The sequence below is a fragment of the Lysobacter sp. CA199 genome (assembly GCF_052078715.1).
Classification (GTDB): domain Bacteria; phylum Pseudomonadota; class Gammaproteobacteria; order Xanthomonadales; family Xanthomonadaceae; genus Lysobacter.
Map to the genome: position 1 here is coordinate 104,781 of NZ_JBQJIL010000014.1, position 25,663 is coordinate 130,443.

General features: G+C 66.6%; 18 protein-coding genes. 1 reads left to right on the plus strand and 17 read right to left on the minus strand.

What is annotated here, in order from left to right; genetic code table 11:
• Positions 1-217: 217 nt before the first annotated feature.
• The 17 genes from ACTOWJ_RS24130 to hrcA form a co-directional block, all read right to left on the minus strand.
• Complete coding sequence (locus ACTOWJ_RS24130; RefSeq protein ID WP_441337167.1) at positions 218-2,008, minus strand: cholesterol oxidase substrate-binding domain-containing protein; 1,791 nt, start codon at positions 2,006-2,008, stop codon at positions 218-220.
• A 422-nt stretch (positions 2,009-2,430) separates the two neighbouring features.
• Entirely contained in the window at positions 2,431-2,724 is a 294-nt protein-coding gene (locus ACTOWJ_RS24135) for a hypothetical protein (protein WP_441337168.1), read from the minus strand.
• A gap of 13 nt (positions 2,725-2,737) precedes the next feature.
• Positions 2,738-3,466: a copper homeostasis protein CutC gene (locus ACTOWJ_RS24140; protein ID WP_441337169.1), complete on the minus strand. Its 729-nt coding sequence runs from the start codon at positions 3,464-3,466 to the stop codon at positions 2,738-2,740.
• Positions 3,467-3,474: 8 nt separating this feature from the next.
• Complete coding sequence (locus ACTOWJ_RS24145; protein WP_441337170.1) at positions 3,475-4,503, minus strand: N(4)-(beta-N-acetylglucosaminyl)-L-asparaginase; 1,029 nt, start codon at positions 4,501-4,503, stop codon at positions 3,475-3,477.
• A gap of 225 nt (positions 4,504-4,728) precedes the next feature.
• Entirely contained in the window at positions 4,729-6,456 is a 1,728-nt protein-coding gene (gene recJ / locus ACTOWJ_RS24150; protein ID WP_441337171.1) for a single-stranded-DNA-specific exonuclease RecJ, read from the minus strand.
• A 37-nt stretch (positions 6,457-6,493) separates the two neighbouring features.
• Entirely contained in the window at positions 6,494-7,447 is a 954-nt protein-coding gene (locus tag ACTOWJ_RS24155; protein WP_441337172.1) for a phosphoglycerate mutase, read from the minus strand.
• A gap of 30 nt (positions 7,448-7,477) precedes the next feature.
• Positions 7,478-7,942 (minus strand): transcription elongation factor GreA, encoded by a 465-nt coding sequence (gene greA / locus ACTOWJ_RS24160; RefSeq protein ID WP_441337288.1) that lies wholly within the window; start codon positions 7,940-7,942, stop codon positions 7,478-7,480.
• Positions 7,943-8,347: 405 nt separating this feature from the next.
• Positions 8,348-11,593 (minus strand): carbamoyl-phosphate synthase large subunit, encoded by a 3,246-nt coding sequence (carB, locus tag ACTOWJ_RS24165; RefSeq protein WP_441337173.1) that lies wholly within the window; start codon positions 11,591-11,593, stop codon positions 8,348-8,350.
• A gap of 7 nt (positions 11,594-11,600) precedes the next feature.
• Complete coding sequence (locus ACTOWJ_RS24170) at positions 11,601-12,047, minus strand: DUF6973 domain-containing protein (protein ID WP_441337174.1); 447 nt, start codon at positions 12,045-12,047, stop codon at positions 11,601-11,603.
• The gene (gene carA, locus ACTOWJ_RS24175; protein WP_441337175.1) at positions 12,047-13,174 is read right to left on the minus strand and encodes a glutamine-hydrolyzing carbamoyl-phosphate synthase small subunit; all 1,128 of its coding nucleotides are present in this window, start codon (positions 13,172-13,174) and stop codon (positions 12,047-12,049) included. Before carA ends, ACTOWJ_RS24170 begins: the two co-directional genes overlap by 1 nt.
• A gap of 468 nt (positions 13,175-13,642) precedes the next feature.
• The gene (locus ACTOWJ_RS24180) at positions 13,643-14,647 is read right to left on the minus strand and encodes a zinc metalloprotease (RefSeq protein ID WP_441337176.1); all 1,005 of its coding nucleotides are present in this window, start codon (positions 14,645-14,647) and stop codon (positions 13,643-13,645) included.
• Between the two features lie 303 nt (positions 14,648-14,950).
• Positions 14,951-15,688: a 4-hydroxy-tetrahydrodipicolinate reductase gene (gene dapB / locus ACTOWJ_RS24185; protein WP_441337177.1), complete on the minus strand. Its 738-nt coding sequence runs from the start codon at positions 15,686-15,688 to the stop codon at positions 14,951-14,953.
• Positions 15,689-15,971: 283 nt separating this feature from the next.
• Complete coding sequence (locus ACTOWJ_RS24190; RefSeq protein ID WP_441337178.1) at positions 15,972-17,933, minus strand: DUF3857 domain-containing transglutaminase family protein; 1,962 nt, start codon at positions 17,931-17,933, stop codon at positions 15,972-15,974.
• Positions 17,934-18,276: 343 nt separating this feature from the next.
• Positions 18,277-19,413 (minus strand): molecular chaperone DnaJ, encoded by a 1,137-nt coding sequence (gene dnaJ / locus ACTOWJ_RS24195; RefSeq protein ID WP_441337179.1) that lies wholly within the window; start codon positions 19,411-19,413, stop codon positions 18,277-18,279.
• A 273-nt stretch (positions 19,414-19,686) separates the two neighbouring features.
• On the minus strand, positions 19,687-21,606 hold the full coding sequence (gene dnaK / locus ACTOWJ_RS24200; protein ID WP_441337180.1) for a molecular chaperone DnaK: 1,920 nt from the start codon (positions 21,604-21,606) through the stop codon (positions 19,687-19,689).
• 198 nt (positions 21,607-21,804) lie between these two features.
• Positions 21,805-22,320: a nucleotide exchange factor GrpE gene (gene grpE / locus ACTOWJ_RS24205; RefSeq protein WP_441337181.1), complete on the minus strand. Its 516-nt coding sequence runs from the start codon at positions 22,318-22,320 to the stop codon at positions 21,805-21,807.
• A gap of 234 nt (positions 22,321-22,554) precedes the next feature.
• Positions 22,555-23,607 (minus strand): heat-inducible transcriptional repressor HrcA, encoded by a 1,053-nt coding sequence (hrcA, locus tag ACTOWJ_RS24210; RefSeq protein WP_441337182.1) that lies wholly within the window; start codon positions 23,605-23,607, stop codon positions 22,555-22,557.
• 364 nt (positions 23,608-23,971) lie between these two features.
• On the opposite strand from hrcA, the gene recN reads away from it, so the two are divergent.
• Positions 23,972-25,654, plus strand: coding sequence for a DNA repair protein RecN (gene recN / locus ACTOWJ_RS24215; protein ID WP_441337183.1), 1,683 nt, complete (start codon positions 23,972-23,974; stop codon positions 25,652-25,654).
• Positions 25,655-25,663 lie beyond the last annotated feature (9 nt).

The following is a 25,663-nucleotide window of genomic DNA, read 5'->3' on the forward strand; positions in this document are numbered from 1 at the left end:
AGGCGGCAGGCCAGGAGCCGGGTTCGAGCGAAAAACCCGCCGTTGCGCGGGGAATGGGCGCAGCTGCGACGGTGAGGACCGAGCGCCGCAGGCGCGAATGCTCTGGCCTGGATTTCCGCGACAGCCCATGCCCTCACCCCTACCCCTACCCCTCTCCCGTAAACGGGAGAAGGGCTTCATTGGCACTGCTGTCGTTCAAGTGTTTTTACTGACGGCTCTAAGGCAACAACCGATCCAGCAGCGGCGAGGCGTACACCCGCGCCGGGTCGTAGCGGTTGAGAATCGCCACCGCGGCATCCCAGGCCGAATCCGCCGCCTGCCCATAGCGCAGGGAATTCGGAACGGTCTGGCCGATCACCGTGGCATCGCTCCACGCGCCCTGGGTGGCGTGGTAGCCCCAGCCCTTGCTCCACTCCACCCGCGCCAAGGCGTACTCGCCTGAGAACTGCGAGAACACCCATTGCTCGACTTCGCGATAGAACGGCTCGGCCTCCGGCGTGCCTGGCAGGGTCAGCAGATCCAGCCAGACCGCGCAGTCCCACTCGGGCCGGTCGCGCACCGGCCGCACCGCCGACAGCAAGGGCTCGACCGCGTTGGGCACGGCGACCTCGTCGGCGCGATCCAGTCCGGTCACGCGTATTTCCACCGGCCCGTTGACCGGGAACTTGCCTTGCGCGCGATAGGCATCGGCGCGGGCCTGATAGAACGACACGAACTCGTGCACCACCCGCTGCACGTTCGCGCGCGAGGTGATCACCGCGTAGCCGTTGGCGGTGACGCGCAGCGTGCTGGGTTTGACGTACAGCATGAGGTTGCGCGACCAGCCCCACAGATCGAAGCTCGCGGTGAACACCAGGCCGGCGCCGACCAGGGTGTACTGCAACGCGCCCAGGGCCGGCGTGCGGCTGACATCGCCGAGGTTGATGTCGCGGATCAGATCGGTCAGTTCCGGCGGAATGCTGTCGGAAAACGGGTAATTGAACGGCGCGGCGGCTTCGCGCACCATCGGCGGCAAGCTCGGAGTGAGCGTCCACACCTTGAGCCAGGGATTGCGCGTAAACGGGAAATGGATGGTTTCCACGCGCCCGGACTTGTCGAGAAAACTGGCGAAGGTGCGGCCCGTCGATCCGGGCGCGGCGAACAATTCGCTCGCCGAAACATTGACCCAGCTCTGGCAGCGCAGGCGCTGGTTCGGCCCGGCTTGCAACGTCGCTTCAACAATGAAAGCGCGTCCCAGATGGGCCAGGAACGCGGCGCAATCGGCTTCGTCGCGGCGGAACGTGCGCGGCACGTATGCCTGCCGCGCGGAGTCCCACACCACCGCGGTCAGCGACAACACCAGATTGCTCAGCGAACCGTAGCTGTGTCCGCTCTGGCGGGTTTCGCCGAGCGCAGGCACGGCGGTGCCGTGCGCATCGACGGCGAGCACGCCGCCCAGACTCAGATCGCCCGGCGCCGGCATGTGCGCCAAACCCAGCCCGGCCTCCTCCATGCGCGCGAGCAGGTCCTGCATGAGGATGCCGGCCTGCGCCTTGACCCGCGCCGGTTGCACACTGCGATCGATCGACACCGCGGTCAGATGCGTGAGCGTATCGACCATCAATATGCGCTCGTCGCAAGTCTGATCCGGCGACAGATTCAGCGGCGACCAGTTATGACCCATGCCGCGCGGGCGCACACGGTAATCGTGTTGCCGTGCCCAGTTGACGATCGTGACGACATCCTCGGCCGTACGCGGTGAGCACGTCCACAAGTTATCGACCTGAATTTCGCCGGACCAGTTTTTGTAAGCCTGCTGAAACAGCGGAATCTGCGCGGGAAACGCCGGCGGCGCAGCGCAGGTCACCAGCGGGCTGGCCGCTTCGACCGCGAACGCGGGCCACCAGGCCGCGCTGGCACCGGCCGCGCCTACCGCCAGGGCCTGGCCTAGAAAACGCCGGCGGCGATTGTCGGCTGGCGTTGAAGATTGATCGTCGTTGTTCGCGTCGGAACGTGAATCCTTGGACATGGCAATGGCTCCGCTATGGCGGTTAAGAGGAAAGACGTGGGGAGTGGTGCCGCGCAGAACGCAATGGCCATGGGACGGTCGGCGATCCATCGCGACGTCGCGCGCGGGCAACGCGTTGCAATCGCGAGCCGCGATGCCACGATTAGCAGCGCGCATCGCGCGCGGCAACCGCAAATTTTCGGATGCGCAGGCGCGTTCCGCTTAAGCGCGTGATCCAAGTCCGCTCGTTGTCGAACTATGCTGAATATTCGATCCGAGTGCGGCTCGAATGCGCTGAATCCACGAGATAAATCGCCTATTTCGGTATTTTATGCGCGAGCCAGACGGCGATGAATTTCATCGCGTTGATCGCAAGATATCCGTCACGTTGCGCAATCGTGATCGGATTCACCACTTGGCGTGACGCGATCGCGCCAAGCAGATCAGAGTTCGACGAGTTCCGCTGCACCCATCATCCGCAGCAGTTCGCCGATATCGGCGAGCAAGACGCCGCGCAAGGGTTTGCTGCAGGTCATCTGCACGCAGGCCTCTGCGAACTCCAGCTGGACCGGATCGCCCCAACGCTCGTCATAAGGCAGGCCATCGTCAAGTCCGACCGCGTAAGGCCCATACCTGCGCGCGAAAGTCGGCAGGATTTCTATCTGCAGCGCAAGTGCATCGCGGCGACGCCGATAATCGTCGACATCGTTCGGGATCGCTTCGTATTCGAAACCCATTACCCCTCCTAGATCAGGCCTGCAACGCGCGCGCCAACTCGCGTACGCGTTGCTCATCGCTCTGAATCCAGTCCGGCGACAGCCCCTCCAACGCCTCGTTGCGAAAACGCATCGCCGAAACGCGCGGTGCCTTCGCCGACGCGTGCAGTTCGCGCACCCGCGCGCGTCGCGCGAGCACGGCGATGTTCTGCGCGCTGACGCCGGCGCCGGCCATCAACGCGATGCGTCCGGCCGCCTGCTCGACCAGCGCGGCGATTCGATCGGCGCCTTGCCATGCATCGCTGGCGGCGCCCGAGGTGAGGATTCGTTCGCAACCCAGCTCGATCGCCGCTTCCAAGGCGCGGTTTTGATCGCGCGACGCATCGAACGCGCGGTGGAAGGTCACGCCAAGTGAACCGGCCGCGGCGATGAGTTCGCGGCATAACACCGCATCGACATCGCCATCGGCATCGAGCGCGCCGATCACCACGCCATCGCAACCCAAGCGAACGCAGGCTTCGATATCGGCGAGCATCGCCGCCCGTTCGCCTTCGTCGTACAGAAAATCGCCGGCGCGCGGACGGATCAGTACGTACAGCGGGATGCGCAATCGGTCGCGCGCGACCGCCAGGCTGCCGTAGGACGGCGTGGTGCCGCCCTCGCCCAGGTTCTCGCACAACTCCACCCGATCGGCGCCGCCGGCTTGCGCGGCCAAGGCCGAACCCAGCGAATTGGCGGAGATCTCCAGCAGTTTTTCGTTCATCGCCGCGCTCAGGTCTGTTCGGTCGTGTAGACCGAACGCGAATCGAGCAAGGCGTCACGCTTACCCGCATCGCACACCGCGTAGACGAAACCGCGATGCAGCGCATGCGCGCCGACTTCGCCGTGTTTGTTGATCGCCAGGAAACACACCTGCAAGGTCTTGCTGGCCTGCGGGCGCTTGCGCACCAGACGATCGATCGCCTCACGGCAGGCCTGGTCGGGACTGCGGCCCTGGCGCATCAGCTCGACCACCAGGAAACTGGCGGCGTTGCGCAGCATTTCCTCGCCGACGCCCGAAGCGGTGGCGGCGCCGACCTCGTTGTCGACATACAACCCGGCGCCGACGATCGGGCTGTCGCCCACGCGGCCGTGCAGCTTCCAGGCCATGCCGCTGGTGGTGCAGGCGCCGGCCAGCTTGCCGCTGCGGTCGATGGCGAGGATGCCCAAGGTGTCGTGATTGGATTTATCGCCGGGCTTGGCCCGATCGAGCCGCTCGGCGTTGATCTGCGGCTGATACTTGGAGGTCTTGCGCCACTCGTTCCAGGCCGCGCGCGCCTTGTCGGTCAACAAGGCTTGCTTGGCGAAGCCCTGCTCGATCGCGAACTGCTGCGCGCCCGCGCCGACCAGCAAAACATGCGCAGTGCGTTCCATCACCCGGCGCGCCACGGTCACCGGATGAGCGATGTCTTCCAGCGCGGCGACCGCGCCGCAACGGCCGTCGCCGTCCATGATGCTGGCGTCCAGGGTCAGCACGCCGTCGCGATCGGGATTGCCGCAGCGGCCGACCGTGCTGTTGCACAGATCGGCCTCGGCCCAGCGCGCGCCGGCCTCGACCGCGTCCAGCGCCGAACCGCCGCTCTCCAGCACCGGCCAGGCCGCCTGATTGGCGCCGACGCCGAAGTCCCAGGTCGAAACCACGCGCGCGCCGTCGATGGCGGCCGGCGACGACGGCGCGGTGGATTCGGCGGCGAGCGCCGGCAAGGCGGTGGCGCCGGCGGCGAGCAGCGAGGTTTGCAGGAAACGGCGGCGTGAGGTCATCTGAGTCGGCCCGGGATGCGATGGCGAGGACGGTGCGCGGCGTAAGCGGCGTAAGCCGCGTAACTGGCGACACGCTAGCGGCCGCCGCGCGCAGGCGCAACCGAAGCTGCTGTTGGAAATGTTTCGCCATTTTTTGCACGCGCCGCGCGAGGGGCTTGACCCCGGCGCTCTTGGCGCGGATCGCGGCGCCCCGACCTGCATCGCTTGGCCGTCTGGCCTGCGGAATCAGAGCGCTTCGCGGTGCGTCACGACCAACTGCACCGCGTTGCCGCCGCGATAGTCGTCCGGTTCCAGGCGATAGGCGATGCGCACCCACGGCGGCGGCTTGTTGCCGTCCCAGCCGCCGAACTGGATCGCGTTCAAGCGCAGGCCGTCGCGGCCGAGTTCGAGCTTGAGATGGCGTTCGCTGACCACGCGCCAGGACAGCACTTCGAACTCGCCGTCGAATTGCGGCTCGGCGAAGCCCTGGCCCCAGGGGCCGCCGTCGCGCAGCGATTCGGCGTGGACGCGGTCGAATTCGCTCGCATCGAGTTCGCCGTCGCTGAGCACGTCGGCCTGCAGCAGTTCCGGGGTCAAGGCGATGCGCGCGCAGTGCACGAACGCATCGCGGAACGCTTCGAAAGCGTCCAGCGGCAACGACAATCCGGCCGCCATCGCGTGGCCGCCGAATTTTTCGATCAGGTCCGGATGGCGCGCGGCGACATCGGCCAGCGCGTCGCGGATATGGAAACCGGGGATCGAGCGCGCCGAACCGCGCAGGCGGTCGCTGCCCGGCTCGGCCGGCGCGAACGCGATCACTGGGCGGTGCAGACGCTCTTTCATCTTCGAAGCGACCAGCCCGACCACGCCGGGATGCCAGTCCGGATCGAACAGGCACAGCGCCATCGGCCGCGACGACGCGTCCAGATTGATCCGCGCGAACGCAGCCTCGGCTTCGTCGGTCATCTGCTGCTGCACCGCGCGGCGCTCGGCATTGATCTGGTTGAGCGTGGCGGCGATCGAACGCGCCTGCGCATCGTTGTCGGTGAGCAGGCATTCGATGCCCAGCGCCATGTCTTCCAGGCGCCCGGCGGCGTTGAGCCGCGGCCCGACCGCATAGCCGATGTCGGCGGCAGTGAGGTTTCTGAAATCGCGCTGCGAAACTTCGATCAGCGCGCGCAGCCCGGCGCTGCCCTGCCCGGCGCGCAAGCGGCGCAGACCGGCGGCGACCAGCGCGCGGTTGTTGGCGTCGAGCGCGACCAGATCGGCGACGGTACCGACGGCGACCAGATCCAGCAGCACACTCAGGTCGGGGCCATTCGAAGCCGGCCCGCCGCCGAACGCGCCGGCCTCGCGCATGCGCCGGCGCAGGGCCAGCAGCACATAGAACATCACCCCGACACCGGCCAGCATCTTGCTCGGGAACGTATCGCCGGGCTGGTTGGGATCGACGATGGCGTCGGCCTGCGGCAGGCGGTCGCCGGGCAGATGGTGATCGGTGACCAGCACCTGCCAGCCGCGTTCGCGCGCAGCGGCGATGCCGGCGTGGCAGGCGATGCCGTGATCGACGGTGACCAACAGATCCGGCTGCAGCTTCGCCAGTTCTTCCACCAACGCCGGCGACAAGCCATACCCATGCACGATCCGGTTGGGCACCGCATGCGACACCCGCTTGGCCCCGAGCATGCGCAGACCGCGCACGCCGACCGCGCAGGCGGTGGCGCCGTCGCAATCGAAATCGCCGACCACCAGGATGTGGCGATCGGCGGCGATCGCATCGAGCAGCAGCGTGGTGGCCGCATCGAGCCCGAGCATGCCGTCCGGCGGCAGCAACTGGGTCAGCCGGGGCTGCGCCTGTTCCACGCAGGTGGCGCCGCGCGCGGCGTAGATGCGGCGCAACAGCGGCGGCATCGAATCGGGCCATTGGCCGATATCGGCGGACTCGCGCCGGCGCAGCCGCGCTGAGGAGCTCATCGCGACGGTCCGGCAAGAAGAGCGTGCATGCGGGCGTTCAATCCAGCAGCGAACGCAGCGGTTTGCGCCAGAAGCGCCAGCGCTGCGAGTGCGCCAGTTCGAAGCGTTCGCCGTCGGCGAAGGCGAGCGCCGCGCGGTCCAGCGTGCCCGCGTCCAGCGCGTGCGCGACGGGTTCGAACCAATCGCGCTGCAGCGGGGTCAGATCGCGCGCCGCGCGCAGATCGAACAAGGCTTCGCCATCGTCCGCGCCTTCGCCGCCCGGCCAGCGCACCGGCAGCGCCGCCGCGGCGGTGCCGGCTTGGGAGGCGAAGGCGGTCAAGGCTTCGTCGTCGCTGAAGACCTGCGCGTAGGCGGTGCGCACGTGATCGGGCAGCACGCCCGCGCCCCAGAACCACAGCGAATTGATCGGCGCCAATCCGGCGGCGATGCGCTGGGCGTTGTGCGGATGGTTGTGCAGCACCACCTGGGCTTCGCTGAGCAGCGCACGCCAGCGACGGCCTTCGCTGCCCTCGCCTTCGGCGCCGGGAAGATGCTGGAACATGTCCTCGCCCAGCGCCTGTTCGGGCGAGGCGAAGCGCGGCAGGCGTGTCTCGCGCGGCAACGACAGATACCAGCGCGTCGGCACCGGCGCGTCGATCGGAAACCCGGCGTCGCCGAACAGCGGCTTGAGCGCCGGCAGCAAGGCCGCGCTGTCGCGTTCGCTCAGGGCCAGCGCATCGCCGTAAGCGAGCAGGCGCGCGCCGTTGATGTCTGGCCGCACATAAGCCGGGTCGGCGCGCAGCCAGGCGCCGAGGGAGGCATCACCGACGTCGCGCTGACGCGATACCGCCGCGACCGGCCAGCCGCGCGGCAGGATGTCGAACACCCGCGACGCCTGATCGGCCGCCTCGACGCTGCGCTCGGCGCGGCCCAGCCGGCGCCCGACCTCCTCGCCGAAACGCTGGCCGCCGAAACGCTCGCGTTCGGGCAGCAGCAAGGTGACGCGGTTCATCGCGGAAGGCCCATGGGCGGGTTCGACCGGTCAGCCGTTGTAGGCGACGCTGACGATTTCGTACTCGCGCACGCCGCCGGGCGCCTGGATCTCGACGCTGTCGCCCTCGTTCTTGCCGATCAGCGCGCGCGCCACCGGCGAGGAGATCGCGATCAGTCCCAGTTTGATGTCCGCTTCCAGGTCGCCGACGATCTGGTAGGTCTTGCCTTCCTCGGTATCCACGTCGGCCAGCTCGACGGTGGCGCCGAACACGACCTTGGAGCCGGCGTTGAGCTTGCTGATGTCGATGACCTCGGCGTGCGACAGCTCGGCTTCGAGCTGCTTGATGCGGCCTTCGATGAAGCCCTGCTGCTCGCGCGCGGCGTGGTACTCGGCGTTCTCCTTGAGATCGCCGTGGGCGCGCGCTTCGGCGATCGCATTGATCACCGCTGGCCGCTTGACCGACTTGAGTTCTTCCAATTCAGCGCGCAAACGCAGCGCGCCCTTGGACGTGATGGGTGCTCTCATTCCTTAGGGTTCCTCTGTGATGCGTCGCCGGGCGAATCCTTGGGTGCCCGACGCGGATGTTTCGACGATGCCTGGGCCCATTGTGCCGGGAACCCGGGCGGAAGGCATCCTGTCTGCGGGGCCGGTACTCGAGACGGGATTTTAGACAGGTGGCCGGCCTACTCGGCATCCGGCATCCACCGACTTCAGCGCCATCCTCAAGCCGTCATTCCCGCGAACGCGGGAATCCAGCGACTTCAGGCGTTCTCGCACGAAAGGCACTGGATGTTCGGCTCCGCCGAAGTAAAGCGGAGCCCGCGAACGCGGGAATGACGGTCGGGGAGGTGCGTGGCAAGCTGGAACGTGCACGAACGCCAGGACGACGCAGCCGCGCCATCCCGGCCCCTCAGCCCATCAAGCCGCGCCGATCTGCGCGTGCAGCTCCTGCAGCGACCACACCGGGCCGGTGCCGCGGTAGTCCAGCGAACCCACCAGCGCGCGCGCCCCCGACACGGTGGTCGAGTAGGTGACCCGCTGCTGCAGGGCCTCGCGACGGATCGAGAACGAGTCGGAGATCGCCTGGCGGCCTTCGGTGGTGTTGATGATGTAGACCAGCTCGCCGTTCTTGATCAGATCGACCACGTGCGGACGGCCTTCGGTGACCTTGTTGATCACCTCGCAAGCCACGCCGTGCTCGCTGAGGAAGGCCTGGGTGCCGCTGGTGGCGACCAGGGTGTAGCCGCGGCGCACCAGTTCCTGCGCCACCGGCAGCACGCGCTGCTTGTCCGGATCGCGCACCGAGATGAAGGTCTTGCCGACCGGCGGCGCCTTGATGCCGCCGGCTTCCTGCGCGCGCGCCATCGCCGCGCCGAAGTTCTTGCCCACGCCCATCACTTCGCCGGTCGAACGCATTTCCGGTCCGAGGATCGGGTCGACGCCCTGGAACTTGGCGAACGGGAAGATCGCTTCCTTGACCGAGTAATAGTCGGGCACGATTTCTTCCATCGCGCCCTGCGAGGCCAACGTCTGGCCGACCATGCAGCGCGCGGCGATCTTGGCCAGCGCCATGCCGGTAGCCTTGGACACGAACGGCACCGTGCGCGAGGCGCGCGGATTGACCTCGATCAGGAAGATCGTGTCGTTGCCTTCGGCGTCGGTCTGGATCGCGAACTGGGTGTTCATCAGGCCCACGACCTTGAGCGCCTTGGCCAGCGCGATCACCTGCGTACGCAGACGCTGCTGCGTGTCCGCCGACAGCGAGTACGGCGGCAGCGAGCACGAGGAGTCGCCCGAATGCACGCCGGCTTCTTCGATGTGTTCCATCACCCCGCCGATCAGCACGTAGCCTTCGCGGTCGGCGATGATGTCGACGTCGACTTCCACCGCGTTGTCGAGGAAGCGGTCGAGCAGCACCGGCGAATCGTTGGAGACCTTGACCGCGTCGCGGATGTAGCGGCTGAGATCGGCGTCGGAGTAGACGATTTCCATCGCCCGGCCGCCGAGCACGTAACTCGGACGCACCACCATCGGGTAGCCGATCTGGTTGGCCAGCGCGAGGGCTTCATCGGGGTTGCGCGCGGTGCGGTTGATCGGCTGGGCCAGACCCAGTTCCTGCACCAGTTTCTGGAAGCGCTCGCGGTCTTCGGCCAGATCGATGCTGTCCGGAGTGGTGCCGATGATCGGCACGCCGTTGGCTTCCAGCGCGCGCGCCAGCTTGAGCGGGGTCTGGCCGCCGTACTGCACGATCACGCCCTTGGGCTTCTCCAGATCGGCGATTTCCAGCACGTCCTCGAGCGTGAGCGGCTCGAAGTACAGGCGGTCGGAGGTGTCGTAATCGGTCGACACGGTCTCCGGATTGCAGTTGACCATGATGGTTTCATAGCCGTCCTCGCGCAGGGCGAGTGCGGCGTGCACGCAGCAGTAGTCGAACTCGATGCCCTGGCCGATGCGGTTGGGACCGCCGCCGAGCACGATGATCTTGTCGCGATTGGTCGGATTGGCTTCGCACTCGTCCTCGTAGGTCGAGTACATGTAGGCGGTGGTGGTGGCGAACTCGGCCGCGCAGGAGTCCACGCGCTTGTACACCGGACGCACGCCGAGCGCGCGGCGCAGAGTGCGCAGCGCGGTCTCATCGGTGTCGGTCAGCTGAGCCAGACGCGCATCGGAGAAGCCCATGCGCTTGAGCGCGCGCATGCGCGCCTTGTCAAGCGCGGCCAGGCCGCTGTCGGCGACGTCGTGCTCGGTGGCGATCAATTCTTCGATCTGATCCAGGAACCACGGATCGACGAACGACAGCGCGTGCACGTCTTCCACGCTCATGCCGGCGCGGAACGCGTCGCCGATATGGAACATGCGCTCCGGACCCGGCTCCTTGAGCTCGCGGCGCAACTTGGTCATATCGAGTTCGCTGCTCAGATCCAGGCCGGTCGGGTCCAGGCCGACCTTGCCGGTTTCCAGACCGCGCAACGCTTTCTGCAGCGATTCCTGGAAGGTGCGGCCCATCGCCATGACTTCGCCGACCGACTTCATCTGCGTGGTCAGGCGCGCGTCGGCCTGCGGGAACTTCTCGAAGGCGAAGCGCGGGATCTTGGTGACCACGTAGTCGATGCTCGGCTCGAACGAAGCCGGGGTCGCGCCGCCGGTGATTTCGTTGCGCAGCTCATCGAGGGTGTAGCCGACCGCGAGCTTGGCGGCGATCTTGGCGATCGGGAAACCGGTGGCCTTCGAGGCCAGCGCCGAGGAGCGCGACACGCGCGGGTTCATTTCGATCACCACCACGCGGCCGTTCTGCGCGTTGATGCCGAACTGCACGTTGGAACCGCCGGTGTCGACGCCGATCTTGCGCAGCACCGCGATCGAGGCATCGCGCAGGCGTTGGTATTCCTTGTCGGTCAGCGTCTGCGCCGGGGCGACGGTGATCGAGTCGCCGGTGTGCACGCCCATGGCGTCGAAGTTTTCGATCGAGCACACGATGATGCAGTTGTCCGCGGTGTCGCGGACCACTTCCATCTCGAATTCCTTCCAGCCCAGCACCGATTCTTCGACCAGCACTTCGGTGGTCGGCGACAGTTCCAGGCCGCGGGTGACGATATCGATCAGCTCTTCGCGGTTGTAGGCGATACCGCCGCCGCTGCCGCCCAGGGTGAAGCTGGGGCGGATGATGGTCGGGTAGCCGACGCGGGTCTGGATGTCGATCGCCTCTTCCAGCGTACGCGCCACTTCGGCCTTCGGGCATTCCAGGCCGATCTCTTTCATCGCCACGCGGAACAGTTCGCGGTCTTCGGCCATGCGGATCGCGTCGCGCTTGGCGCCGATCAGTTCGACGTTGTATTTCTCCAGCACGCCGTTATCGGCCAGGTCCAGCGCGCAGTTCAGCGCGGTCTGGCCACCCATGGTCGGCAGCAGCGCGTCGGGCTTTTCCTTGGCGATGATCTTCTCGACCGTCTGCCAGTTGATCGGCTCGATGTAGACCGCATCGGCCATGTCCGGGTCGGTCATGATCGTGGCCGGGTTGGAGTTGACCAGCACCACGCGGTAGCCCTCGTCGCGCAGCGCCTTGCAGGCTTGCGCGCCGGAGTAGTCGAACTCGCAGGCCTGGCCGATCACGATCGGGCCGGCGCCGATGATCAGGACGGTTTTGATGTCGGTACGCTTGGGCATGTCGTCCTCAGTAAAGTCGGTCCTGCCACGCCTCGGGGGCGCGCCAGGTGATTTGCTCGGGCGATCGCGCATCGATCGCCCCATGGTCGACCGCGGCGCGAACATCGCGCTGCATCGCGGTCCAGTTTTCAGCGGCGGCGCCCAGGCGCGCGCCGATCGCGTTGTTGTGGGCGTCCATCGCCCGGCTCGCGTTGCCTTCCCCGCCCCGCTCCATCACCGCGGTCACCCACTCCACGCAACGCGGCGACAAGGTGTAGGCGACGACCGCGCTGGCCAGACTGTGGCGGTACGCATCGGCCGGCCCGTTACGACCACCGGGGAGACTCGCGGCGAACCATTGCGAGTACACCGCGATCAGCACGAAGGCGGGATACGCGCCGAGCGCGACCAGCATCGCCAACACGCGTAGACGCCAGCGGCGTCGACGCGGCGGCGAGGCCGGCGCAGTGCTCATCAGGCGCGGGCCTGTTCGATCGATGCGATGAAGCGATCGAACAACGGCGACACATCGTGCGGACCCGGACTGGCTTCCGGATGTCCCTGGAAGCTGAAGGCCGGCGCATCGGTCAGGGCGATGCCCTGGTTGCTGCCGTCGAACAGCGAACGATGGGTCACCCGCACGTTGGCCGGCAGCGAAGTTTCGTCGACCGCGAAGCCGTGGTTCTGCGAAGTGATCATCACTCGGCCGCTGTCGAGGTCTTGCACCGGATGATTGGCGCCGTGGTGACCGAACTTCATCTTCAGCGTCTTCGCACCGGAGGCCAGGCCGAGCAGCTGATGGCCCAGGCAGATGCCGAAGGTCGGAATCTTCTTGGCGATGAATTCCTTGATCGCCGCGATCGCGTAATCGCAAGGCTCCGGATCGCCGGGGCCGTTGGACAGGAACACGCCATCGGGCTTGAGCGCGAACACCTCGGCAGCCGACGTCTGCGCCGGAACCACCGTCACCCGGCAACCGCGCTCGGCCAGCATGCGCAGGATGTTGAGCTTGACGCCGAAGTCGTACGCGACCACATGGAAGCGCGCATCGGCGCTGACGAAAGCGTTGCGGTCCAGATCGAGCTGACCTTCGCTCCATTCGTAGCGCTCGCGCGTGCAGACTTCCTTGGCCAGGTCCATGCCCTTGAGGCCGGGGAACTTGCGCGCGGCTTCCAGCGCTTTTTCCACGCTGATCTCGCCCGCCATCAGCGCGCCGTTCTGCGCGCCGGTGTCGCGCAGCAGTCGGGTCAGCTTGCGGGTGTCGATGTCGGAGATGGCGACCACGCCGCGATCGGACAGCCACTGCGGCAGCGCGACCTGGCTGCGCCAGTTGCTGGGACGGCGCGGCACATCGCGCACGATCAGGCCCGAGGCCCAGACTTGGCGCGCTTCGTCGTCCTGGTCCGTGATGCCGGTGTTGCCGACATGCGGATAGGTCAGCGTCACCAGTTGGCGCGCGTACGAGGGATCGGTGAGGATTTCCTGGTAGCCGGTGATCGCGGTGTTGAATACGACTTCGCCGACGCTGAGGCCGGGCGCGCCTACGGAAACGCCCTCGAACACGGTGCCGTCTTCGAGTGCGAGGATTGCGGGTTGGGTCACGGGGGTCGCCTTGGCTGCCGAAGGATCTGACCCCGAGCGCGACATCGGCAAAACCGACTTGCAGCAAAGCGCGGACGCGGTGCGGGACCGGTCCGGCGGGCGGGGTTCAGGCGAGCCGGAATTCTAGCGGCGATGGGCCCCGGACGCCAGCCTCAATGTGGCGGCGCGGGAAGATTTCGGTCCCGGCGCGGGCTCGGCTTCAGCTTGGCGAGGGCGGTTCGGGGCCGGGGAATCGCTCGATTCGGGGTGGAAGTGGCGGGATCGGGCGGGAGCAAATCCCCCCCTGTCCCCCTTTTCAAAGGGGGGAGGCGCCTTGAATTGGCGTGGAAGGCTGGACCGGACGCGGGCCCGGAGCCCATCCGACGCCGATCTGTTGCTGTTTCGCCCTGTGGAAAAGGGAGATTAACGGGGATTCGCTCTTGCCCCCCAAGCGAACGGCGGCCCGATACCCCGGGCCGCCGCGCCTGCTCAGGTTCCCAGCGAGGGCTTGTACTCCGCGATCATGTCCTGCATGCGGATGCTCTGATCGGTCGAAAACCCGGTCATGCAGCTGTCGTAGCTGTAGTCCATGAAGTTGCGGATCGGATCCAGGCCGCCGCCCGGGCAGCTGTCGCGGCCGACCGGGCAGCCTTCGCTCGGGCTGTCCTGCGGCGGCGTGTCGGCCACATAGTCGCCCGGCGCGTCGCAGCCGTTTTCGAAGGTGTGCTCCAAGCCGAGGTAGTGGCCGACCTCGTGAGTCGCGGTCTCGCCCAGGTTGTAGTGGGTCGCCGAACCGCCTGGCAAGGACGAACCGGTCATCACCACGCCATGGCGCCTGGACGACTCCGGATACTGGTCGGGCAGATACGCATAGCCCAGATAACCCGGCGGCGTGCAGGTGTAGATGTTGAGATTGCGCGCCGGACTGACCGCCAGCGCGTTCTTCATCGCCATCTCATTGCGCACGCAATCGTTGTACCAGCCGCTGTTGCGGGTGCGGGTGGTGCCGGCCAGGGCGAAGCGGAAGCCGCGGCCCGAATAGGCCGAGTTGAGCACCTGCATCTGTTGCTGTATCTGGCTGTCGCTGACGTTACCGGCATTGCTACTGCCGGTGACCACATGGAACCAGACCGGCACGGTCTTGGTCGCCTTGGCGGCTCCCAGCCCGATAGCGCCAGCCCCCGGCAGCGCCGACTGCGCGCGCCACCGCTGCAACCGGCGCTGGACTTCCAGGCGCTGCGCCGGGGTACTCGACGGCGCGCCGCAGCGCAGGCCGCGGCGAACGATGCCTTTCTCGTCGCGGATCTGGATCAACGGCTGCTTGCGGTAGCCGTTCGAAGTGGCGATCACGGTGACGGCGGACGAGGCATCGGGGTCCGAGGGATCGGAGCCTGAGAAATCGGAGCCAGAGAAATCGGAGTCCTGCGCCACGGCCGCCAGCGCCGACAGGGTCAGCGCCGCGCCGGTGGCGTACATCCAGTGTTTGCGGTTCATCGGAAGCTCTCTCCAAGAGGTCGCCACGCGACTCGTGGCCACCCCAATCTGGAGAAGGTATAAAGTATACGAAATAGCTGTAACGGACGAACGACACGTTACGGAGCGCAGACGCGCTCACAGATCCGTAATAAACCCGACCGTCGGCTGCGCGTGGGCATGCGCCCGGACCCGCGGCTCCGCCGCCCCGCTCTCCAGTACGTGAACGCCCTGGACCCGCCGGAGCCCCGCCCGGCGCCAGCATCGCGTCGATTCGTCCGGCATTCGCTATCTACTCGCGCTTGCCCGTCCGGACGAGGGCGCTTACAGATTCGGGAACATCAACTCCGCCAGCCCATACCGGCCCGGCGCCTGATGGGCCACGCGCAAGGCAGCCTCGAGCGCGCCGCGGGCGAAGATGTCGCGGTTGGTCGCGCGGTGGATCAGTTCCAAGCGCTCGCCGGCCGAGGCGAACTGCACGGTGTGCTCGCCGACGATGTCGCCGGCACGCAGGCTGGCGTAATGCGGCTCCTCGCCGCGACCGATCGCCGCGGCGGCGCCCAGATGCAGCGCCGTGCCCGACGGCGCATCGAGCTTGCGGGTGTGATGGGCCTCGATCACATCGCAGTCCCAACCCGGCAGCGCGGCGGCAGCGCGGCGCACCAGTTCGGTCAGCACCGCGACGCCGAGACTGTAGTTCGCCGCCCATACCACCGCGATGCGCGAAGCGGCCTCGTTGATCGCGGCGTTCTGCGCCGAACTCAGGCCGGTCGTGCCCGATACCAAGGCCTTACCGCGTTGCGCGCACAACGCCAGTACCGGATCGAAACCGTCCGGCAGGCTGAAATCGATGGCGACGTCGAATTCTGGCGCGCCGCTCAGTTCGGAGGCGGCGAAATGCGGCACGCCCTCGATCACCCGCTGCGCCGGCGAAGAGCGCGAGTACGCGGCTGCGACGCTGACATCGCCGCGCTCGGCAGCCAGGCGCAGCAGTGCCTTGCCCATGCGCCCGGAGGCGCCGTGGATCAGCAGTTTGATCGGGGTCTTGGTGGGCTCGTTCATGTACGCAGGCTAGCCGCTGCGTGTACCGCAAAACAAGCGTTGCGCGTGAATGATGCGATCTGCGTCAACCAGACCGATCCCGTAACACGGTTCGGATCGGCCATGTCCGGCGTTCCAAGTTTCGCATCTCTACACAGCCGTTCATCGCCAACTACCGGGCGCCGCCGCCCCACAATCCAGTCTTGGGATGCGGCTTATCCTCGGCGACTCCTGCCCTCTTCTCCAATTCGGACAAACCAGGGAGCACAAGCTCCCTTTTTCGTTCGTTCCGACCGGTATTGGCTTACTGATACACCAGTTGCGCCTTGAGATTAGGCAGCACTTTTTTGGCGAATTGCTGGTAGCTGCGATTGAACGCCTGTGTGCACACCGGCCCCTGACTGGCGTCAACGATCACTCGCCGGGCCTCCAGCACATTGCCCTTGAGCGTGTATTGGGCCTCATAGCTGGAGCCATCCGATTCCAGACGCACATTCGGCGGCACGGCGATGACCTTCATCGTCGCCGGGAACTCGATCCGGTAGATCTCTTCCGAACTGCCGCCGATACAGATCCCATCGCCTTGGTAGACGTTGTCCTCGTACTGAGCGGGGGTAACGAACATCGATACCGGCATGGGATTGAAGAACACGGGCCCGATCGCGAACGCGCCCGGCACCGGCAGCATCTGCTTGACTTCGAACTGCGCGCTGTAGCGGTGCTTGTCGAGCAAGGCCTTGGGGTCGTCCTGCGTGAACGAACCGTCCGCGCTCAGACCACCGGTTCCGAAGAACTTCTTGATCATTTCCTGCGCATCTTTCTCGCGCAGTTCGCGCAGACCCGCACGCGTTTCGATCGCCGGCTGCCCGTCCAGCTCGACCTCGACCTTACCCTTGACCGAGCCGTCTTCCTGCACGGTCATATGCGTGACCATGCGCTGGCGATTACGCGTGGACGACTGCGGCGCCGTCGCGGCCTTGAGTTCGGGATGGTCCACGCGCAGCACGGGCTTGCCGGCGACCGCCCACGCCAGATCGCCGAACGGAATGCCCTTGGCGGTGGCATCCACATACAGATCCAGCCCGGGCAGATAATTGAGCACGTGGTTGACGCTGGAGGCGACCGGAATATCGGGCAGTTGATACACGCTGCCGGCATTGATCAAGGCCTGCGTGGCCGGCACGTCCTTGGCCGCGAGCAAGGCCTGCAGCAAGGTCGCATGGTCCTTGCAGTCGCCGATGCGGTTGTCGAGCACGAAATCCTGATCGCGCGGCACCACCGCGCCCAGACCGATGCAGTTGCCGGCGTACTGGATGTTGGTGGACACCCACTCGTACAGCGCCTTGGCCACTTCGCGCTGATCTTTCTTGCCTGCGGCGATCTCGTCCGCGAGCTTACGCACGCGCGGCGTCGGCGCCGCCTTGGGCAGCGCGCGCTCGCCGTAAGCCTTGGCGATCTCGCCGTAACTGCGAAAGGTCGAGAACGCGTAGCCTGGGAAATCCTCCATTTTGTAGACCGAGTAATCCTTGCGCATATCTTTCAGCGGCGCGCGATTCTGGTACGTCCATTCGACGATGTGGCGATCGCCGACGGTTTCGTCGCGCACCTGTTTCATCGCGCCGAAGGTCCGGTTCTGCGACCACAGGCTGGCCGGCGTATCGATGCGAACCTTCAGATCGCCCTGATACGAATGCGCGCTGACGCTGTCGAGCACCGAGAACTGGCGATCGAACATCGGCTGTTTGCCGGTCAGCGTGTAATTGACCACGACCGTATCGCCGACTTCGACATCCGGAAATACCAGGCTGGTGGTGGCGATATCGGAGAACGCCGGTCCGCCGCCGGCGCGGCCTTCGTTGGTTTCGACCTGGAAATTCGACTTGGGCACCGCGACGCGGCGACCATCGGCCTTGAGTGTGTAGGCTTCGGTCACATCCAGGGTCTGGATGCTCGCGCTGTAGCTGATCGACTCGTGCTTGGCGCGTTCGATCGCCGGCGCTTGCAATACTTTCAGCGCGGACTCGCGTTGCTCTGTATACGAGCCGTCGGCTTGGACGACGTAGGCGATGTGTTGGCGTTCGATCCGCGCCGGCGTCTCGTCGGCGGCTTCGGGCTGGGCGGCGGCGAGCTTGCCAGCGACGTCGGGTTTGGCCGTGCTCGCGGGCTTTGTCCCGGCCTTCGCCGGCGCCGCGGTCTGCGCGAGAGCGGTCGCACTCGCCAGGGCCAGCGCGATGGCGGCGAGAAGCCGCAGTGTCGTAGTAGGCATCCTTCCTTCCCCTGATCCATGCATGGGTGAGCGGCCGGGCCGCTGCGCCTGTCGTTGGGCGCGCGTACGTTCTACCACATCGCCACGCGCATTGTGACTCGCGTTGCAGCTGGCGAGGGAAAGAGCGCGTGGCATGGATTCGAAACCATCGCTGAGCTATCCGGACGTCGGGAGTCTGGGTTTTCGATGGGCCATCAAGAGGAGCCGGCATGGAACCCTACGAGCCCCCTTTCGACTGGCTGCGATTTCCCGAGGGGCGGATGCTGTCGGCGCTGAGGCCACTCCCACAAAAAAGGGGCCGAAGCCCCTTTCTCGCATTACTTCGATTTTCACCGCAACGACGTCAGGACGTCATCCGGTCCCAAAATCCCTTGACCCCATCGAGGAAGGTCGAGGAACGGGGGGAATGCTTGCGTGCGCCGTCGCCTACGAAAGTCGCTTCGAATTTTTCCAGCAGATCGCGCTGTTCGGGAGTCAGGTTGACCGGAGTCTCGACCACCACCCGGCAGTACAGATCGCCCGGCTTGCGGCTGCGCACCGACTTGACGCCCTTGTCGCGCAGACGGAACAGCTTGCCGCTCTGGGTCTCGAAGGGAATGCGCAACTCGACTTCGCCGCCGAGCGTGGGCACCCGCACGATGTCGCCGAGCGCGGCCTGGGAAATACGGATCGGCACTTCGCAGTGCAGGTCGTCGCCGTCGCGCTGGAAGATATCGTGCTCACGCACGCGCACTTCCACGTACAGATCGCCCGCGGGCGAACCGGCCGGGCCGGCTTCGCCCTCGCCGGTCAGACGGATGCGGTCGCCGTTGTCGACACCGGCCGGAATCTTGACCTGCAAGGTCTTGGTGCGCTCCACCCGGCCCTGGCCGTGGCAGTCGCCGCAAGGACTGGCGATGGTCTTGCCGCTGCCGCTGCAATGCGGGCAGGCCTGCTGCATCGAGAAGATGCCGCGCTGGAAACGCACCTGGCCGCGGCCTTTGCAGGTATCGCAAGTCTCGACCTTGCCGTCGGCCGAACCGGAACCTTTACAGGTCTCGCATTCGTCCAGGGTCGGGATTTCGATCTGCTTCTCGACGCCGCCGACCGCTTCTTCCAGCGACAGCTCCATCACGTAGCCGATGTCGGCGCCGCGACGCGGGCCGCGCTGACCGCCACCGCCGCCACCGAAAATGTTGCCGAAGATGTCGCCGAAGATATCGCCCATGTCGGCGAAACCGGGGCCACCGGCGCCGGCGCCACCGCCCATGCCGTGTTCGAACGCGGCATGGCCGTGCTGGTCGTAGGCGCGGCGCTTGTTGGCGTCGGCCAGGACCTCGTAGGCCTCCTTGCATTCCTTGAACGCGGCCTCGGCGGCCGCGTCGCCCGGATTGCGGTCCGGGTGGTGTTTCATCGCGCAGCGGCGATAGGCCTTCTTGAGGTCGTCGTCGGCGGCGTTGCGCGCAACGCCCAGCACTTCGTAGTAGTCGCGTTTGCTCATGGGCTAAGGCTGGGACTCTGAAATCGGGAGCGGAAGAACGAAAAAAAGATAAAAACGAAGGCCGCGGAGAGAGTCTTGATCTTCCAGTCCGTCATTCCCGCGAAGGCGGGAATGACGAGCAAAAAAGCGAAAGCCGTTGTTACTTCAACAACAACCACATTCATCGACACTCACTGCAACCAGACCGCGAATACAAAAACGGGGAACCGGGTCGGTGACCGCCGCAAGCACAGGCCGCATCACCCGCCCCGATTCCCCTATCCCGATTCCGGCTTACTTCTTGTCGTCCTTCACCTCGGTGAATTCCGCATCGACCACGTCGTCGGACTTCGCCGAGGCGCCGGCGTCGCCGGCCGGAGCCTCGCCGTCGGGCTGGCCGGCACCGGCCGCCGCGAACAGCGACTGCGCGGCTTCTTCCAGCGCGCGCGACTTGGCCTCGATCTGGCCCTTGTCGTCGCCCTTCATCGCCGTTTCCAGCTCGGCGATGGCCGATTCGGCGCGGCCGATCGCATCGCCCGGCACCTTCTCGCCATGTTCCTTGATCGCGCCGCGGGTGCTGTGGATCAGTGCGTCGGCGATGTTGCGGGCCTGCACCAGTTCGTGGAACTTGAGGTCTTCCTCGCGGTTGGCCTCGGCGTCGGCGACCATCTTGGCGATCTCTTCCTCGGACAGGCCCGAGCCGCCCTTGACTTCGATCTTCTGTTCCTTGTTGGTCTTCTTGTCCTTGGCGCTGACGTGGATGATGCCGTTGGCGTCGATGTCGAACGACACCTCGACCTGCGGCATGCCGCGCGGCGACGGTTCGATGCCGGACAAGTCGAAGCGGGCCAGCGACTTGTTGTAGCGGGCCTGCTCGCGCTCGCCCTGCAGCACGTGCACGGTCACGGCCGACTGGTTGTCCTCGGCGGTGGAGAAGGTCTGCGAGGCCTTGGTCGGGATGGTGGTGTTCTTCTCGATGATCTTGGTGAACACGCCGCCCAGGGTTTCGATGCCCAGCGACAGCGGGGTCACGTCGAGCAGCAGCACGTCCTTGACGTCGCCGGCCATGACGCCGCCCTGGATCGCCGCGCCGACGGCGACGGCTTCATCGGGGTTGACGTCTTTGCGCGGTTCCTTGCCGAAGAACTCGGCCACGGCCTGACCGACCTTGGGCATACGGGTCTGACCGCCGACCAGGATCACCTCACTCACGTCGCTGGCACGCAGGCCGGCGTCATTAAGCGCGATGCGGCACGGCTCGATGGTCTTCTTGACCAGATCCTCGACCAGCGACTCCAGCTTGGCGCGGGTCAGCTTGATGTTGAGGTGCTTCGGGCCGGAAGCGTCGGCGGTCACGTACGGCAGGTTGACTTCGGTCTGCTGCGAGGACGACAGCTCGATCTTCGCGCGCTCGGCCGCATCCTTCAGGCGCTGCAGGGCCAGCGGATCCTTGCGCAGGTCGATGCCCTGGTCCTTCTGGAACTCTTCGACCAAGTAGTCGATGACGCGCTTGTCGAAGTCTTCGCCGCCCAGGAAGGTATCGCCGTTGGTCGACAACACTTCGACCTGCATTTCGCCGTCGACCGACGCGATCTCGATGATCGACACGTCGAAGGTGCCGCCACCCAGATCGTAGACCGCGATCTTGCGATCGCCACCCTTCTTGTCCATGCCGTAGGCCAGTGCGGCCGCGGTAGGTTCGTTGATGATGCGCTTGACCTCAAGGCCGGCGATCTTGCCCGCATCCTTGGTCGCCTGACGCTGGCTGTCGTTGAAGTAGGCCGGAACCGTGATCACCGCTTCGGTGACCGGCTCGCCCAGATAGGCTTCGGCGGTCTTCTTCATCTTGCCGAGCACTTCGGCGGAAATCTGCTGCGGCGCCATCTTGTTGCCGTCTAGGGTCTGCACCCAGGCGTCGCCGTTGTCGTGCGCGGCGATGCCGTAGGGCACCAGGCCGATGTCCTTCTGCACTTCGGCGTCGCTGAACTTGCGGCCGATCAGGCGCTTGACCGCGTAGAAGGTGTTCTTCGGATTGGTGACGGCCTGGCGCTTGGCCGACGCGCCGACCAGGACTTCGCCGTCCTTGGTGAAGGCGACGATGGAAGGCGTGGTGCGGTCGCCCTCGGAGTTTTCGATGACCTTGGCCTTGCCGCCTTCCATGATGGCCACGCAGGAATTGGTGGTGCCCAGGTCGATGCCGATGATCTTGCCCATAGGTGTTGCTCCCTCTCTCAATGCTTGAATGTTGGGGGCGGCGCGTGATGCTGCAGGCCGCCGATGTTCGCTATCTGGGGCCCGGTGCCGGGCAGTTCAAGCGCCCGTGCCCATGCCCCTTAACCGCTGGTACCGCGTGAAGACTCCCGCAACCGGCGCCTGCGCGGCCCCCGCCGCGGCGCGGATGCGTGTTGCGACTCAGCCGTCCTGGGCGACCACGACCAGGGCCGGGCGCAGCAGGCGCTCATTGAGCAGCCAGCCTTTCTGGTAGACCTGAACCACGTGATTGGGGGCGACGCCCGGTGCCGGCACCAGGCTCATGGCCTGGTGGTGCTCGGGATTGAAGAGTTGACCGGTCGGATCGACCGCGACCAGGCCGTTGTCGCCGGCGACCTTGAGCAGCTGGCGCAGGGTCAGTTCCATGCCTTGGCGCAGCGCGCTGGCGTCCTCGCCCGCGGCGGCCAGACCGGCCTCCAGGCTGTCGATCACCGGCAGCAGGTCGCCCAGCAGGCGCTCGTTGGCGAACTTGCGCGCCATATCGATGTCGCGCGCCACCCGCTTGCGCTGGTTGTCGAGTTCAGCGCGTTCGCGCAGCGAATCCTCGCGCAACTTGTTCATCTCGAAGCGCAGGGCATCCACCTCGGACAGCTCGGCGCCCGTCGCCGGCTCCTGGGCGTCGAGGTTCAAATCGGGGTTGGGATCGTTTTGGCTCATGCTGGTTCCTTGCGGGTTTCCGCGACAGGGCCAGCTATGGGGCCTTTGCTAGGGCATTCAAGTGCCGGGATCTGCGCCGATCGTGCAGGATCGGAGGCTAGCGACGCGGTTCGGTGGCGATCGGGCGGGCTGGGGCGTTGCGTGACGGACCCGCCGACCATGGTCGGCGACCTCTGAAGTCTGTTGTGGGAGGGGGATGATTGGGTCGGCTTCGGAAGCGATTTCGCCCGCGAGTCAGTCGGCTTCGGTTGGATCGAACGCGTGCCCCAGCGCATCGGCGGCGGCCTGCACCACCGGGATCACCCGGTCGTAGGCCATCCGGGTCGGGCCGATCACCCCGAGCACGCCCAGCACCCGCCCGCCGGCGGTGTACGGCGCAGTCACCAGCGACACGCCTTCCAGCGGCGCCAGCCCGGTTTCCTCGCCGATGAAGATGCGCACGCCGGGCGCCTGCACGGTGCGTTCGAGCAGTTGCAGGATCTCGCGCTTGCGGGCGAAGGCCTCGAACAATTCGCGCAGCCGGTCCAGGTCGGCCAGCTCCTGCACGCCCATCAACCGGGTCTGCCCGGCCAGAACCATGTCATCGCTGTCCGGCGCCAGCACCTGTTCGGCCAGTTCCACCGACTGCGCCAGCAGCGTCTGCATTTCCGACTGGGCGTTGCGCAGTTCCAGCAGCAAGGTGGCGCGGATCTCGGCCACCGGACGGCCGGCGAAATGGGCGTTGAGGTAATTGCCGACCCGCTCCAGTTCGCCGGCCTCGTACGGGCGGCGGGTCTGGATGATCCGGTTCTGCACGTCCTGATCGGCGAAGACCAGGATCGCCAGCACCCGCTGGGCGTCCAAGGGCACGAAATCGATCCGCCGGAACGCGAACTGCTCGCGCTTGGGCACGCTGACCACACCGACGAAGTGAGTCATCGCCGACAGCAGCTCCGATGCGCTGCCGAGCAGCGCCTGGGTTCCGGAACCCGACGGCAGCTCGCTGCGCAGGCGCGCCACCTCGCCGTCGGGCAGCGGCCGTACCTGCAGCAGCGAGTCGACGAACAGCCGGTAGCCCTGCGAAGTCGGAATGCGCCCGGCCGAGGAATGCGGCGCGCTCAGCAGGCCGGCGTCTTCCAGGTCGGACAGGATGTTGCGAATCGTCGCCGCGCTGACGTCGAGCCCGGCGTGCTTGGCCAGGGTCTGCGACCCGACCGGCTCGCCGCTGTGGATATAGCGGCCGATCAGCGTGCGCAGCAACTGGCGCGCGCGCGGATCGAGGCTGGGGTCGGGAGCGCGGCGATTCATGGGACCGATATAGGCGCGGAACGGTATGGGCGCAAGGGATGCTTGGGATTGAGGATTGGGGACGAGGGATCTGGGGTTCCGAATTGAGGTCCAAGCCCCGAGGTCTTTTGTGGGAGGGGCTTCAGCCCCGACGGCTTCGAGTCGCCGCGCAATTACATGGAGTGACATCGCTGCGGGTGTCGGGGCTCAAGCCCCTCCCACAAAAGACTTCGGACCTTTCAGGTAACCGGGTAACCCAGGTTGCCGCACACTGCCCCCGGCACCGGGCAATCGTCTCAGCCTTTGATCCACCCTACCCTTACGCTCGCTCCCGCCGCCGTTCCCATTCCCAGCCACCGCCCCGCACAGGCACAATCGCCGCCGCATGCTCGCCCATCTCTCGCTCAAACAATTCGCCGTCGTCAGCGCCGCCGAACTCAGTTTCGGTCCCGGCCTTACCGTGATCTCCGGCGAAACCGGCGCCGGTAAATCGCTGTTGGTCGACGCTCTGGGCCTGCTCAGCGGCCTGCGCGCCGACAGCGGCGTGGTCCGCCACGGCGCCGATCGCGCCGAACTGGTCGCCGACTTCACCCTCGACGACGCCCCGCAGGCCAGCGACTGGCTGCGCGACAACGAACTCGACGAAACCGGCGACGGCGATACGCCGGTGTGCCAGATCCGCCGGGTGATCCGCGCAGATGGCGGCTCGCGCGCCTGGGTCAACGGGCGGCCGGTGACTTTGAACCAATTGGCGGATCTAACCTCGCGGCTGGTCGAAATCCACGGCCAGCACGAACACCAGGCGCTGATGGCCAGATCCAGCCAGCTCGACCTGCTCGACGCCTACGGCCGTACCGAGGCCGCGCGCGAGCCGGTCGCCCGCGCCGCGCGCGAATGGAGCGCGCTGCTGCGCGAACGCGACACGCTGATGGCCCAGGGCGACGTCTCCGACCGGATCGGCTGGCTGGAACACCAGCACACCGAACTCGAACGCGAAGCGCTGGAACCCGAAGTGCTGGCCAAGCTGATCGCCGACCACCGCCGCCACGCCCACGCCGCCGGCCTGATCGCCGCGTGCGAAACCGCGTTCGCGCGGATCGGCGGCGACGAGGGCCCGTCGCTGACCCGCACCCTGCAGCAGGTGCGCGGCGAATTGCAGCGCGTGGCCGAACACGAATCGCGCCTGCGCGACGTCGATGCCCTGCTCGACAACGCCGCGATCCAGATCGACGAGGCGCTGTCGCTGCTCGACCGGGTGCGCGACGATCTCGATCTGGACCCGTCCGCGTTCGAACAGATCGAAAGCAAGATCGGCCGCCTGCACGAATTGGCGCGCAAACACCGCATCGCCCCGGAGCAGCTGGCCACCACCCGCGACCATATCGCCGCCGAGCTGGAGCAACTGCGCGGCGCCGGCGTGCGCCTGGACAAGCTCGACCTCGAGATCGACGCCGCGCGCAAGACCTGGCGCAAGGCCGCCGATGCGCTGGGCCAGGCGCGCCGCGACGCGGCCGCCTCGCTGTCGCTCAAGACCACCGAGCTGATAGGCGAACTGGGCATGGGCGGCGGACGTTTCGACGTGGCGATCGAAGCGATCGAAGAAGACCGCCCCGACCCGCAGGGCGGCGAGCGCGTGGAATTCATGGTCGCCGCCAACCCGGGCCAACCCGCGCGGCCGCTGCGCAAGGTCGCCTCCGGCGGTGAACTCTCGCGCATCTCGCTGGCGATCGAAGTGGCCGCCTTCGGCCTGGACGCGGTGCCGACGATGGTGTTCGACGAAGTCGACTCGGGCATCGGCGGCGCGGTCGCCGAAATCGTCGGGCAAAAACTGCGCGCCCTGGGCGGCGGCCGCCAAGTGCTGTGCGTGACCCACCTGGCCCAGGTCGCGGCGCAGGGCCACGCCCACTACCGGGTCAGCAAGGCCGCCAGCGAAGGCGTGACCCAGAGCGAGGTGCAGGTGCTCGTGTCCAAGCAGCGCGAAGAAGAACTGGCGCGCATGCTCGGCGGCATCGAACTGACCAAGGAAGTGCGCGCGGCGGCCAAGCGGTTGTTGGCGGACGTGGTTTGAGGCGGCGGC

What these genes read in the sequence shown, in the direction of transcription:
- ACTOWJ_RS24130 (WP_441337167.1), bottom strand. Translation starts at nt 2,008, where the DNA reads ATGTCCAAGGATTCACGTTCCGACGCGAACAACGACGATCAATCTTCA.
- ACTOWJ_RS24135 (WP_441337168.1), bottom strand. Translation starts at nt 2,724, where the DNA reads ATGGGTTTCGAATACGAAGCGATCCCGAACGATGTCGACGATTATCGG.
- ACTOWJ_RS24140 (WP_441337169.1), bottom strand. Translation starts at nt 3,466, where the DNA reads ATGAACGAAAAACTGCTGGAGATCTCCGCCAATTCGCTGGGTTCGGCC.
- ACTOWJ_RS24145 (WP_441337170.1), bottom strand. Translation starts at nt 4,503, where the DNA reads ATGACCTCACGCCGCCGTTTCCTGCAAACCTCGCTGCTCGCCGCCGGC.
- recJ (WP_441337171.1), bottom strand. Translation starts at nt 6,456, where the DNA reads ATGAGCTCCTCAGCGCGGCTGCGCCGGCGCGAGTCCGCCGATATCGGC.
- ACTOWJ_RS24155 (WP_441337172.1), bottom strand. Translation starts at nt 7,447, where the DNA reads ATGAACCGCGTCACCTTGCTGCTGCCCGAACGCGAGCGTTTCGGCGGC.
- carB (WP_441337173.1), bottom strand. Translation starts at nt 11,593, where the DNA reads ATGCCCAAGCGTACCGACATCAAAACCGTCCTGATCATCGGCGCCGGC.
- ACTOWJ_RS24170 (WP_441337174.1), bottom strand. Translation starts at nt 12,047, where the DNA reads ATGAGCACTGCGCCGGCCTCGCCGCCGCGTCGACGCCGCTGGCGTCTA.
- ACTOWJ_RS24180 (WP_441337176.1), bottom strand. Translation starts at nt 14,647, where the DNA reads ATGAACCGCAAACACTGGATGTACGCCACCGGCGCGGCGCTGACCCTG.
- dapB (WP_441337177.1), bottom strand. Translation starts at nt 15,688, where the DNA reads ATGAACGAGCCCACCAAGACCCCGATCAAACTGCTGATCCACGGCGCC.
- ACTOWJ_RS24190 (WP_441337178.1), bottom strand. Translation starts at nt 17,933, where the DNA reads ATGCCTACTACGACACTGCGGCTTCTCGCCGCCATCGCGCTGGCCCTG.
- dnaJ (WP_441337179.1), bottom strand. Translation starts at nt 19,413, where the DNA reads ATGAGCAAACGCGACTACTACGAAGTGCTGGGCGTTGCGCGCAACGCC.
- dnaK (WP_441337180.1), bottom strand. Translation starts at nt 21,606, where the DNA reads ATGGGCAAGATCATCGGCATCGACCTGGGCACCACCAATTCCTGCGTG.
- grpE (WP_441337181.1), bottom strand. Translation starts at nt 22,320, where the DNA reads ATGAGCCAAAACGATCCCAACCCCGATTTGAACCTCGACGCCCAGGAG.
- hrcA (WP_441337182.1), bottom strand. Translation starts at nt 23,607, where the DNA reads ATGAATCGCCGCGCTCCCGACCCCAGCCTCGATCCGCGCGCGCGCCAG.
- recN (WP_441337183.1), top strand. Translation starts at nt 23,972, where the DNA reads ATGCTCGCCCATCTCTCGCTCAAACAATTCGCCGTCGTCAGCGCCGCC.